Origin of the sequence: Halorubrum sp. F4 (assembly GCF_027257195.1) — an archaeon.
Classification (GTDB): Archaea; Halobacteriota; Halobacteria; order Halobacteriales; family Haloferacaceae; genus Halorubrum.
Genome location: NZ_JAPDFS010000001.1, coordinates 589,683 through 602,199, shown reverse-complemented (window position 1 = coordinate 602,199; position 12,517 = coordinate 589,683). Strand labels below are relative to the sequence as shown.

Below are 12,517 nucleotides of genomic sequence, written 5' to 3'. Positions count from 1 at the left end.
ACGCGTCCCACCGACCGCACCGAACGGATCTCCCACCGAACCTTATTTGCCGACTACCCGCCTGGGTGGCGTATGACACGGAACGTCACGGTCGTCGGTGCCGGGAACATGGGACAGGGGTTCGGCGTCCACTTCACGCTCCACGACCAGGACGTCACGCTCGTCGACCACCGCGAGGAGAACCTCGAACGAGCGGCGGATCGGATGGGGAACGCGGTCGAGGAACTCCGGGAAGGGGGACTCACCGAGCGGTCGCCGGAGTCGGTGGTCGAGGCCGTCTCGACGACGACCGACCTCTCGACGGGCGTCGCCGACGCCGACCTCGTGCTCGAGACGGTCCCCGAGGACCTGGCGACCAAACGCGACGTGTTCTCCGCGGTCGCGGCGGCGGCACCGTCGGACGCGGTCCTCGCGTCGAACACCTCCGGGATCCCGGTCACGGAGATCGCCGAGGCGGTGCCGGACGCCGCAGAACGCGTCGTCGGCTGCCACTGGTGGTTCCCGCCGTACCTACTGGAGCCGGTCGAGGTCGTCCGGGGCGAGCGGACCTCCGACCGAACGATGGACCGAACGCGTGCGTTCCTCGAGGACGTCGATCGGCGACCGATCACGGTCGAAAGGGACGTTCCCGGGTTCGTCTGGAACCGGATCCAGAACGCGGTCGTCCGCGAGTGCGTCCACCTCCTGGAGGAGGACGTCGCGTCAGTGGAGGACATCAACGCCGCGGTCCGTGACGGCTACGCCCGACGGACCGCGGTCATCGGGCCCTTCGAGACGATGGACATCGCCGGCGTCGACCAGTTCCGAACGGTCGCCGATCACCTCTACCCACACCTGTGTAACGACGAGGAGGCCCAGGACACCTTCGAGGAACTCCTCGATTCCGGACGGACGGGGATCGAGTCGGGCCGCGGCTTCCTGGAGTACGACGAGTCCGACGACGAGGTCCTCCGACGACGGGATCGGCGACTCGCCACGCTCGGTCGAGTGTTCGACTCGTTCGAGGAGTGAGGACGGATTCGGAGAGCTGGAGGACCGTCGCTAGCGTTTCCGGTGCTCCTCGACGACGTCCCAGTCGAGTTCGATGCCGAGGCCGGGAGCGTCCGGCACTCGGATCCGTCCGTCCTGGATCAGCGGCTCGGACCGCTCGACCATGTCCTCCCACCACGGGACGTCGCGGGCGTGGAACTCCAGCGCGAGGAAGTTCGGGACGGTCGCGCCGACGTGGACTCCCGCCATCGTCGCGACGGGACTCCCGATGTTGTGCGGGGCGAGCGCGCAGTAGTAGGTGTCCGCGAGGTCGCCGATCTTCTTCGTCTCCGCGATCCCGCCCGTCTTCGGGGTGTCCGGGGCGACGAAGTCGACCGCGCCCGTCTCGAGGAGGTCACGGAAGCCGTGACGGCCGTAGCGGTTCTCCCCGGTCAGGACCGGCACGTCGACGTTCGCCGCGAAGTTCGCCATCGCCTCGGTGTTCTCCGGCGGCAGCGGGTCCTCGATCCAGACGGGGTCGTACTCCTCGATGACGTCACAGACGCGTTTGGCCGACTCGCGGTTGAAGTTCCAGTGGAGGTCGAACGCGAACTCCGCCTCGTCGCCGACCTCCTCCGCGACGGCCGCCACCAGCCGCCGCTTGTGTTCGACCTCGGGACCGGTGAGATGCCGGGACTTCGTCCCTATCTCGTGGCCGGACGGGACGTCGAGGTCGAACTTGATGAGGTCGAACCCCTCGTCGACCGCGTCCCGGGCCTCCTCGGCGTACGCCTCCGGCCGATACGTCTCCCGACGTTGCCCCTCGATCGCGGCGTCGATCATGGACTCGCCGGCGTGACAGTCCGCGTAGATCCGCACCTCGTCGCGCATCTTCCCGCCGAGCAGCTGGTAGACGGGCTGGTCGAGCGCCTTTCCCGCGGTGTCCCACAGCGCGAGCTCGACGCCGCTTATCGCGATCGTCGCGACCCCCTGCTGGGACCCGCGGCCGGAGAGGCTCTCGCGCATCAGGTGGTAGAGCCGCTCGACGTCGAGCGGGTTCTCACCCACCAGGACCGGTCGGAGGTAGTCGGTGATGATCTCGTGGACGCCGGGCGAGGGGTACGCCTCGCCGATCCCCGTCACGCCCGCGTCGGTCTCGATCGTCACGATCGTCCACGGGAAGTTCCCGTCGACGACGACCGTGTCGACGTCGGTTATCTCGGGGCTCTCCGTGTCGCGTTCGGGGGTCCGGTCGTAATCGCCCCACATCGTCGTCGCCAGCTTGGTGGCAAAGTCCTCGTACATGGTCGGGTGGCTCGTGTTGACGCGTTTCAACCGGACGGATTAAAGCTGTCGTCTCCGCCCCCGCGGATCGACGCCACTGACGCGGATCGACGCCACCGTCGCGTATCGACGCGGTCAGTCCCGCGTGAGCGGGCGGTATCCGCGACCAACGGCCAGTATCCGTACCCACCGAAACGCCTATAGCCGTCCTTTCGACACGGTGACGTATGGATCAGTCAGATAGCGGAGACCGGACACCCTCGGGGCCGCGCGTCGGCTTCCGGACGAACACGCTCTCGGACGAACGCCTCCAGTACGTCCGCCAGCTGGGCGTGAGCGACGTCTTCGTCAACCCGACCGAGCCCGGCGGCGGGACCGGCGGCGACATCTTCGCCGACGAGAGCGATCGCACGGAGACCGACCGACGGCTCCCGCTCGGGCCCGACGACGTCCCTTCGGTCGAGTACTTGGAGTCGCTCGTGGCAGCGTGTGCCGCCCACGACGTCCGACTCGCCGGGATCCACACGCTGGGATACAACTGTTACGGCGACATCAAGTTCGGCCGGCCGGGCGCGGAGAAACAGCTCGAATCGATCAAGACGCTCCTCAGGAACATGGGCGAGGCCGGCCTGCCGGTCCTCGGCTACCAGTGGAACCCCCGGGGCGTGGTGCCGATGCGGACCGGGACCGTCCCGGTGCGCGGCGACGCCGAGGGAACGAGCTTCGATCTCTCCGACGTCGAGGACGCGGGCGACCCCGCACTCGACCGCGAGTACACCGAAGCGGAGCTATGGGAGAACTACGAGGAGTTCCTCCGGGAGGTCCTGCCGGTCGCCGAGGAGGCCGGCGTCACCCTCGCGCTCCACCCCATCGACCCCCCGAACATCGAGTCGATCGGCGGAATTCCGCGGCTGTTCAGGAACGTGGAGAGCTTCCGCCGGGCGATGGACGCGGTGCCGAGCGATAACCACGGGCTGAAGCTGTGTCTCGGCTGTTTCTCCGAGATGGGTGTGGACGTGGTCGACGTCGTCCGCGAGTTCGGCGAGCGCGGCGACGTCGTGTTCGTCCACTTCCGGGACGTGGAGGGGACGGCCGAGTCGTTCAACGAGACGTTCGTCGACTGCGGCAACTACGACGAGTTCGAGGTGATGCGGACCCTGATCGAGACCGGATTCGACGGGATCGTCATCCCGGACCACGTCCCGGAGATGCGCGACGACACCGACTGGGGCCACCGAGCCCGAGGGTTCACCGCGGGCTACCTCCGCGGACTCCTCAAGGGCGCGCTCGCGGAATAACGGTCGGGAACCTGGTCCTGCCGACACCGTTTTGCTTCGGGGCGTTCGAGTCCGCCCATGGATCGAGGCAACTTCCCGTACCTCCTGTTACACTACCTGGTGATGATCGGGGCGATCCTCGTCGTCGTCGACGGGATCGAACGGGCCGGCTACGACCTCCCGATATACGTCGGCGTCGCCGTCGCGGTCGCGGTCGGCGTCGCGTACCCACGGCTCGTCGCGTTCGCCGGAGTCGCGCCCGAGCGGTGGGAGTCGGCGTGACAGGGGCGGTACGGTCGGAACCGGACCGGGGAGGGGGTCGATAGTGTTTATTTCACGGTCTCGAAACGAACCAGTCGTGAGAACGTGCCTGCAAGTAGTACGAATCGTTTGATCGAGAGTGAATCGTTGTTGGTGCGGTGACCATCTCCAAAGCCCCAGTTGTGAGGACTCGTGCGACTCGTTGTGCTCCTCAGTCGTTCGCTACGCTCACTCTCTGCGGTGCTTACTGCGTCGTGCTTCGTCCTCACAACTGCCCCTTTGAATCCCACCCCGCCCCGCACAGCCCCGCACCTCGCACCTCCCCAGCCTCGCGGCTCACTTCGTTCGCCGCGTCCCTCGCGGTCGGGTTCGCGCCCATTCGGGCGCTCACCGGCGCGCCACCGCACTGTGATCGGTCGTTACTTCGTCTATCTCGAACGATCCTTGATACGGGTGTGAGAACGATTCTGTGACACCCACACGGTGAACGCTAGTCGTAGATGAACTCGGTCCACGCGCCCTCGGTCGGCGGATACTCCTCGATCACGTCGAGGTCGACGGTCACCCCGAGGCCGGGACCGTCCGGGACGCTCAGCTTCCCGTCGTCGACGTCGACGGTCTCCTCGATGACGTCGAACGCCAGGTCGAAGGGGTACATCCCGGGATCCTCATCGGAATCGAGCGCGGGGTCGTCCTCGAAGACCGGGTACTCCAGGAGGTCGACCTCGGGTGCCGCGGCGACCAGGTGGGCGTTCGCGATCAGCCCGAGCCACGTGCCGAAGTTGTGGGGGACGAACTCGACGTCCCGTCCCCGACAGAACTCGATCGCCTCCGCGCAGCCGGTGTAGCCGCGATGGTGGCGCACGTCGCCCTGGAGGAAGTCGACCGCACCGGTGCGTCCGAGCTCGAGGAGTCCGGCCGGGGACTCCTCGCTCTCGCCGCCCGCCAGCGGAACGCCGAGTTCGCTCAACTCGACGTACCCGTCGTAGTCGTCGGGTGCGACGGGCTCTTCGACCCAGTAAGCACCCTTCTCTCCCGCGTACTCCACGATGTCCGCGGTCGTCTCGGGGCCGTACGTCCCTCCCTCGAGCTTCCACCACGTGTGGGAGTCGAGCATGATCTCCGTCCGGTCGACCGCGTCGACGAGGCGGTCGATCGTCTCGAGGTCCCCCTCGGGACCGATCCCGGGGCGATACTTGTACCCGAAGAAGCCGAGCTCGTCGATGATCCGCGCCTGCTCGGCGTACCCCTCCGGCTCCATGTACATCCCCGCGCTGGCGTACATCGGCAACCGCGTGTCGGGCTCGGTGCCGTACTCCTCGCACAACAGCTCGTAGATCGGCGCGCCCGCCCGCTTGCCCCGGAGATCGTACAGCGCGACGTCGATCGCCGAGGCCGCCTCGTGGCGGGCTCGCTCGGGGAGGTCGGTCGCGTCGATCAGGTCGTGGGCGTCCGTCACCGCGTCGACCGTCTCCCCCTGCAAAGCGTCGGCGATCGGCCCTTCAACGAGGTCGGCGAACGTGGCCTGCGAGTCGCCCTCGAAGTACTCGCGCATCGCGGAGCTGCTCGCTCCGGCGGGCGCGAACCCGACCTCGCCGTCGGCCGTCTCGACGACGACGAGCACGACGTCTCGCTTCAGCAGTCGTCGCTTCCCTCCGTGAAAATCGCGAGTCTGCGGCGGTTCGATCGGCGAGGACAGTGCATGGCCTCGTACGTCAGTTATCCGCATACCGCAACCGTTCCCGGATACCCACATAAATCCGGTGGTACTGGCGGGTTCTTTCCGATCGGAATCTCAAGCCCGGGAGAGAACTTAATACCCGGCTGGGACAGGATCGCGTATGGACCGAGAGCCAGCAGTCGATCCCGTCGACGAACGACGGGTCGTCTCGGAGGAAACGATCAGGGACGTCTGTGGCGACCGAGACCTCCCGCCGCTCGGCGTGATAGCGCAGGTGTGGGACACCGATCCGATCCCCGAGGACGAGATCGAATCACGCGCGGCCGCGGCCGTGGACGACCTCCCGTTCGAGGGCGTACCGGACGGCGGCGAGGTCGCCGTCGGCGCCGGCAGTCGGGGGATCGCGAACCTGGAGGCGATCGTCCGCGGGACCGTGGAGGAGGTCAAAGCGCGCGGATACGACCCGTTCGTCTTCCCCGCGATGGGGAGCCACGGCGGCGCGACCGCCGAGGGACAACGCGAGGTGCTGGCCTCCTACGGGGTCACGGAGTCGGCCATGGGCTGTGAGATCCGGGCGACGATGGAGGTCGAGGAGGTCGGTCGTAGCGCCGACCGCGACGTCCCGGTGTACGCCGACGCGAACGCGGTCGCGGCGGACGCCATCCTGCCCGTCAACCGGATAAAACCCCACACGATGTTCGCGGGCGACGTCGAGAGCGGCCTCTCGAAGATGCTCGTCATCGGGATGGGGAAACAGCGGGGCGCGAAGACCGCCCACGAGTGGGCGCTCGACTGGAGCTTCCGGAACATGATCCCCGAGATCACGGAGATACTCCTCGAGACGCTCCCCGCCGTCGGCGGCGTGGCGATCGTGGAGGACGAACGCGACGACACGACGGTTATCGAGGGGGTGCCCGCCTCAGGCTTCCTCGACCGCGAGGCCGAACTGCTGGAGGTCGCCTACGAGCGGCTCCCCCAGCTCCCCTTCGACGACCTCGACGTGGTGGTGTTCGACCGCATGGGCAAGGACGTCAGCGGCTCGGGGATGGACACGAACGTCACCGGACGGATCCTCCCCTTCAACGAGCCCTCGCCGGAGACGCCGTTCGTTCGACGGATCTACACCCGGTCGCTGACGCCCGCCTCACACGGCAACGGCACCGGCGTCGGGCAGGCGGACTTCGTCCACCGCGACCTGCTCGCGGATCTGGACGTCGAGGACACGGTGATCAACACGGTGACCGCCGGGAGCGTCGAGAACGCCCGGATCCCGGCGACGGTCGAGACCGACTGGGCGGGGATCGTCGCCTGCCTGTCGACGGTCGGCGTCCGGGAGCCGGGCGAGGTCCGGCTGCTCCGCGCGACCGACACGATGAACGTCGAGCGGCTGTACGCCTCGGAGGCGCTGATCGAGGACGCCCGCGACCGGGACGACCTACGGGTCGTCTCCGAGCCCGAGCCCGTCCAGCTCGACGACGGGGACCTCGCGGCACCCTCGCCGTCCTCGGCGGAATCGGACTGAGTTCGTCGAGTCGGCCGATCAGGCGATCCGGTTTCTCAGTTCGCCGCCGCCGTCCCGACGCCGGTCGAAGTTGTGGAGGAAGAGGTCGACGAACCGGTCGACGAAGTCCCGCGACCGGCCGCCCACGTGCGGCGTGATGATCGTGTTGTCGAGGTCCCAGAGCGGCGACGACTCCGGCAGGGGTTCCGGGTCGAAGACGTCGAGCCCCGCGCCGGCGATCCGCCCGGTCTCCAGCGCCTCGATCAGCGCCTCCTGGTCGACGACCGGCCCGCGCGCGACGTTGATCAGGAACGCGGTGTCGGGAAGCGTCTCGAACGTCGAGCGGTCCACGAGGTGGCGGGTCTCTTCGGTGAGCGGGACGGTGAGCGCGAGGACCTCCGTCTCGCCGATCACCCGGTCGAGCGCGGACGGCTCGAGAACGCGGTCGGCGGGGAGCACGCCGTCGTACTCGGCGGGGGTCCGTTTCGTGCCGTACACGTCCATGCCGAACCCCAGCCCGCGGCGGGCGACCGACTCGCCGATGTCCCCCATCCCGACCACGGTCAGCGTCCGGCCGTCGAGGTCGATCAGCTCGCCCCCCTTCGTCCGGTCCCAGTTCCGCTCGCGCTGCTCGTCGAGGAACGTCGGGAGCCCCCTCGCGAGCCCCAACGCGAGCGCGAACACGTGGTCGGCGACGGGCGCACCGTAGTTGCCGGTCGCGTTCGTGAACGTGATCCCGCGCTCGCGAAACGCCTCGACCGGGAACGCGGCGTAGCCGGTGCTCGTCGCCTGGACCCAGTCGCCCTCGTCGAGGCTCTCGAGGAGTTCGTCGTCCCAGCTCGCCGGGTTGGTCACCAGCGCGTCGGCGTCGGCCAACCGTGCTTTGGTCTCGGCGGTGTCGCGTGCGGTCCGGACCGTGAGTCCGTCACGCGTTCCCTCGAGCGTTTCGTGGATCGGCAGGTCGTGTCGAACGACGACGGTCGTCATGTGGTACCCCTCCTCGTCCGAGTGGTTAAAGCGTTGCCTTGCCGTACAACTATACCCGTCGGCGCCGTACCCGCCTCCACATGGATATCATCGGAGACACCGCGCTGGTGACGGGCGGCGGCCGAGGGATCGGTCGGGCGATCTGTACGGAGCTCGCGTCACGGGGGCTCGACGTCGTCGTCGCCGACATCGACGCCGACGGCATGGCGGAGACGGTGGCCGACCTCGAGGAGTACGGCGTGCGGGCGCTGGCGGTGGACGCCGACGTGAGCGACGAGACGAGCGTGCGGGACGCCGTCGAGACCGCCGAAGAGGCGTTCGGCGCGATGGACGTGCTGGTAAACAACGCCGGCATCGCGGGCCCGACGAAGGACGTCGAGGACGTGACCCTCGAGGAGTGGGACGCCACGCTCGGGGTCAACCTCCGCGGGGCGTTCCTCATGTCGCGGGAGCTGGTCGGCGGGATGAAGTCCCGCGGCTACGGCCGGATCGTCAACATCTCCTCTGCGTCGGGGAAACGACCGGTTCCGCAGCGGAGTCCGTACACCGCCTCCAAGAGCGGCCTCTTGGGGCTCACGCGGACGCTCGCCGTCGAGGGCGGACCACACGACGTCAACGCGAACGCGGTCTGTCCGGGCTCCGTCGCCGGTCCCCGGATCGATCGCGTGATCGAGCGCGAGGCGGACGCGAGGGGAGTGTCCGCCGAGACGGTCGCGGACGAGAAACGGGCGAAGAGCCCGCGGAACGAGTTCGTCCAGCCGGAGGACGTCGCCCGGACCGTCGCGTACCTCTGCTCGACGGCAGCCGACCGAGTCACCGGCCAGAGCGTGAACGTCAGCGGTGGAAAGGTGACCTACTAGCGGTCGTCGGGCGTTTCGTCCGGATCGTCGGGAGCCGTCGGGTCGTCCGCCGGGTGATCCGCCGAGCCGGTCCTCGGTGCCGGGCGCTCGCGTTCCTCGTACACCGAGAGCAACGAGAGCAGTTGCCGGTCGCGGTCCTCCGTCGCCGCCGGAACGTCCACCTCCGACCAGTCGTAGACCCCCCTCCCGGTCTTGACGCCGTATCGTCCGTTCTCGACCAAGTCCGTCAGCGCGGCCGACGGCGACGTGTCCCGGTTTATCTCTCCGAGCAACTCGTCGAGGACCTTCGCGTGGATGTCGAGTCCGGAGTGGTCCCCCTTCTCGAAGACGCCGAGGGCGGGGAGACGGAACCCGAAGGTCCCCTTGACGGCCTTGTCGATGTCCTCCGCGCTCGCGACGCCCTCCTCGAGCAGCGCCCACGCCTCGCGTGCCATCGCGGACTGGATGCGGTTGCCGATGAACCCCGGGACGTCCTTCTCGACGACGACCGGGGTCTTGCCCGCGTCCTCGAGCAGCGTCTCGACGGCTCGGACCGGTCCGTCGGCGGTGGCCTCCCCGCGGACGATCTCGACGACCGGGACGATGTGCGGCGGGTGGAACCAGTGCGTCCCGAGGAACCGGTCGGGGCGGTCCAACGTGTCGGCGAGCCTCGTGATCGAGAACGACGACGTGTTGGTCGCGATGACCGCGTGCGGCGGGGCCGCGCGTTCGATCCGCCCGAGGACGTCCCGCTTTATCGACTCGTCCTCCGGAACGGCCTCGATCACGAGGTCGGCGTCGGCGACCGCGGTCGACAGCGTCGAGTCGTACGCGATCGACCCGAGAACCCGCGCAGCGTCCTCGAGGTCGTGTCCTTCGTGTTCGACGAGCGTCGCGACCGCGTCCTCGATCGCCTCGCGTGCCGCGTTCAGCGCGTCCTCGTCGACGTCGTACACCGTCACGGACCGGCCGTCTCCGGCCAACGCCGCCGCGATCCCGTGACCCATCGTTCCCGCGCCGACGACCGCGATCCGTTCGATCCGCTCGGATTCGGTCGCTCCATCGTCAGCGGAGTCGGCCTCGTCCGTCGGGGTGTCGTCCGACATGGTCGGTCGTTGGGGAACCGTGCGGATAACCGTTGTCACGGGCGGTCCCGCGACACGAACCGTATCGGGACGCGAACGGTACCGTGACGCGGGCGGCGACGGGTAGCGGCGAGGGACGACCGATCGGTCACCCGTCCGCCGGTGGCGTGTGTTAGGTACTACCACCAGACACAACGTTTATCATGGACAATATGAATGGTTCTCTCATGGCCGAAAACAGGTCCGCTTCCTCCTTCATGCCGACGGTCGCCGTGGAAAAGCTCCTCACGGTGCTCTCGCTCGTGCTATGGGGACTGGCGATCTACTACGCCTTCACGCAACGGATGCCCCGGGCGCTCTACACCGTCGGGCTGTTCGGGCTCGCCTTCGGGATGTACGTCATCGAGCAGTCGATCGACTCGATCGAGGACCGCGACTACCTCGACCTCTACCTCCTGGGGATCGTTCTCCTGTCGACCTCCACGACGACGGTGTACCTGATACTCAACTTCGAGGAACTCCTGTTCCAGCGGACCGGGACGGCGTTCCACCACGAGTATGTGTTGGCGCTTCTGTTCACGTTCTCGATGTTCTACCTCATCTACCGCGCGTTCGGGATGGCGTTCCTGGCGGTCATCGGGGGAGGCGCGCTCTACGCCTGGCTCGGTGCCTCGCTCCCCGGGATCATCAGCCACGGCGGGCTCTCCCTCACCCGCATCCTCGTCGTGTTCGTGACGGACTTCGACGGCTTCTTCGGGTCGATAAGCGGGATCGTCGCCGCGTGGGTGGCGCTGTTCCTCCTGTACGCCGGACTGTTGAACGGCTACGGAGCTTTCGACTACGTGATGCGCATCGCGTTCCGCGTCTCGGAGTACGTCCGCTCCGGGATCGCGCAGTCGGCGGTCGTGGCGAGCCTCGCGATCGGGTCGATCAACGGCGCGCAGGTAGCCAACGCGGCGATGACCGGCTCCGTGACGATCCCCCTGATGAAGAAGGCGGGACTGAAACCGTCCACCGCGGGCGGGATCGAGGCGGTCGCCTCCTCAGGCGGGCAGATCATGCCGCCCGTGATGGGCGCGGCGGCGTTCATCATGGCGTCGATCCTCGGGATCACGTACATCGAGGTCGTCGTCGCCGGCATCGTTCCGGCGCTCGTGTTCTACATCTCCGTCGCGATCGCGGTCCACTACACCGCGCTCAACCAGAACATCAGTAGCGGGGTCGACACGAGCAGCGCGGACGCCGGCATCGAGGAACGGAAGTCGGCCCCCGCGTTCGCGCTCGAGACGGTCAAGCTCCTGATCCCGTTCGCCATCCTCATCTACATGCTCGGGATCGCGCAGTGGACCGTGATGACCTCGGCGCTTTACACCTCCATCGCGATGGTGTGTACCGGGATCGTCTTCCCGGTCTTCGAGCGCCTGCTCGGGTTCAGTGACGAGTCGTACCTCGTCGGCATCCCGCAGACGCTCGAGGGGATGCGCTACGGTGCGTTGATGTTCGCGCCCATCGCCGTCATCGTCGCGGCGATAAACGGGATCGTCGACATCCTGGTGACGACCGGGGTTCCCGGGAAACTCGCGCTGGCGCTGATCGAGCTGTCCGGCGGCGTGCTCATCTTCGCGCTCCTCCTGGCGATGCTGATCTGCATCATCCTCGGGATGGGGATGCCGACCGTCGCCGCCTACACGATCGTCGCGTTGCTCGTCGCGCCGGCGCTCATCGAAGGGTTCGGGCTGGCCCGGCTCACGGTTCACTTCTTCGTGTTCTACGCGGCCATCCTGTCCGGGATCACCCCGCCGATCGCCATCGCCGTGGTGGTGACGACCGGGATCGCACAGTCGAACTTCTGGCGGACCGCGATCGAGTCGGTCAAGATCGCCGCGCCGCTCTTCATCCTCCCCTTCACCTTCATCTACAACCCGGAGATAATCACCGGCGGGTTCACGGCCACGAAGATCCTCTCGTCGGTCCTGCTCCTGGTCGGCGCGGCGGCGATGGTACACGGACTGAACTACCACCGGCAGGCGGTCTCCCTCCGAGCCGCCAACTACGGGATCAGGTTCGTGTTCGTCGTCCTCGGGGTCGTGATCATGTCGGCCCCGAACGAGTACCTCCGGTTCGGGAGCTTCGTCGTCGCGGCGGTACTCTTCACCTGGCAGGTCATGGCGGTCAGGGGGATGGCACTCTCGACTCTCCCGTCCGTCGTCGCTCGGCGGCTCTGACCGCCTCCGCGCGGCGTTCCTTCGGCGACGAAGCCAGTTCCTCACGCGGACGCACGACGGTCGCTCGAGAACCGACGGAGCCGAGTCGCTTTCGTTCGACGTTCCTCGCGGAGTGCCACGGGACGGTTACACGCTACTCCCCGGGAATCCCGGAGGGAAAAGCCGACTCCGTCGTCTCCGATGGCTCCGTCGGTGAACCGCTCGACTTCCACCTTTTTCTCGTCCTCAGAAATCTCCGATTTCTGATGGGCTGCACGAGAGCTCCGCTCTCGTGAACGTCGGGTTCCCCTCGCTCACTGCGTTCGCGGATGCTCGATATAGGTGAGAGAAGCATCGATCCGCGGTGGCGCGCCTCCGAGCGGCCGGAGGCCGCGAGGAGCCCGCGAGGGACGCGGCGACCGAAGGGAG

General features: G+C 67.6%; 10 protein-coding genes. 6 read left to right on the top strand and 4 right to left on the bottom strand.

From position 1 onward, the window contains the following. Positions 1-72 precede the first annotated feature (72 nt). The gene (locus tag OKW78_RS03090; RefSeq protein ID WP_281193838.1) at positions 73-1,011 is read left to right on the top strand and encodes a 3-hydroxyacyl-CoA dehydrogenase family protein; all 939 of its coding nucleotides are present in this window, start codon (positions 73-75) and stop codon (positions 1,009-1,011) included. Positions 1,012-1,041: 30 nt separating this feature from the next. Here the strand turns inward: OKW78_RS03090 and OKW78_RS03085 are convergent, their stop codons facing one another. Further along, positions 1,042-2,274, bottom strand: a complete 1,233-nt coding sequence (locus OKW78_RS03085) for a mandelate racemase/muconate lactonizing enzyme family protein (protein WP_281193837.1) — start codon at positions 2,272-2,274, stop codon at positions 1,042-1,044. Positions 2,275-2,480: 206 nt separating this feature from the next. Here OKW78_RS03085 and OKW78_RS03080 point away from each other — a divergent pair, with 206 nt between their 5' ends. Both OKW78_RS03080 and OKW78_RS03075 read left to right on the top strand, forming a co-directional pair. Continuing rightward, the gene (locus tag OKW78_RS03080; protein ID WP_281193836.1) at positions 2,481-3,551 is read left to right on the top strand and encodes a mannonate dehydratase; all 1,071 of its coding nucleotides are present in this window, start codon (positions 2,481-2,483) and stop codon (positions 3,549-3,551) included. A gap of 57 nt (positions 3,552-3,608) precedes the next feature. Continuing rightward, a complete protein-coding gene (locus OKW78_RS03075) occupies positions 3,609-3,812 on the top strand; it encodes a hypothetical protein (protein WP_281193835.1) in 204 nt (67 codons plus the stop codon). 469 nt (positions 3,813-4,281) lie between these two features. Here OKW78_RS03075 and OKW78_RS03070 read toward each other — a convergent pair whose 3' ends face one another. Continuing rightward, on the bottom strand, positions 4,282-5,520 hold the full coding sequence (locus OKW78_RS03070) for a mandelate racemase/muconate lactonizing enzyme family protein (RefSeq protein WP_281193834.1): 1,239 nt from the start codon (positions 5,518-5,520) through the stop codon (positions 4,282-4,284). Positions 5,521-5,632: 112 nt separating this feature from the next. Between OKW78_RS03070 and OKW78_RS03065 the strand changes: the two genes are divergently transcribed. Beyond that, positions 5,633-6,994, top strand: coding sequence for a DUF362 domain-containing protein (locus tag OKW78_RS03065; protein WP_281193833.1), 1,362 nt, complete (start codon positions 5,633-5,635; stop codon positions 6,992-6,994). 18 nt (positions 6,995-7,012) lie between these two features. Here OKW78_RS03065 and OKW78_RS03060 read toward each other — a convergent pair whose 3' ends face one another. Beyond that, positions 7,013-7,960 carry a D-2-hydroxyacid dehydrogenase gene (locus tag OKW78_RS03060; RefSeq protein ID WP_281193832.1) on the bottom strand — a complete coding sequence of 316 codons (948 nt, stop codon included), beginning with the start codon at positions 7,958-7,960 and terminating at the stop codon, positions 7,013-7,015. 80 nt (positions 7,961-8,040) lie between these two features. Between OKW78_RS03060 and OKW78_RS03055 the strand changes: the two genes are divergently transcribed. Then, the gene (locus tag OKW78_RS03055) at positions 8,041-8,820 is read left to right on the top strand and encodes an SDR family NAD(P)-dependent oxidoreductase (RefSeq protein WP_281193831.1); all 780 of its coding nucleotides are present in this window, start codon (positions 8,041-8,043) and stop codon (positions 8,818-8,820) included. On the opposite strand, the gene OKW78_RS03050 is transcribed toward OKW78_RS03055, so the two are convergent. Beyond that, the gene (locus OKW78_RS03050) at positions 8,817-9,905 is read right to left on the bottom strand and encodes a 3-hydroxyacyl-CoA dehydrogenase family protein (RefSeq protein ID WP_281193830.1); all 1,089 of its coding nucleotides are present in this window, start codon (positions 9,903-9,905) and stop codon (positions 8,817-8,819) included. The two genes, OKW78_RS03055 and OKW78_RS03050, sit on opposite strands and share 4 nt — an antisense overlap. Before the next feature lie 206 nt (positions 9,906-10,111). Between OKW78_RS03050 and OKW78_RS03045 the strand changes: the two genes are divergently transcribed. Continuing rightward, entirely contained in the window at positions 10,112-12,109 is a 1,998-nt protein-coding gene (locus OKW78_RS03045; RefSeq protein WP_281193829.1) for a TRAP transporter fused permease subunit, read from the top strand. Positions 12,110-12,517: the final 408 nt, after the last annotated feature.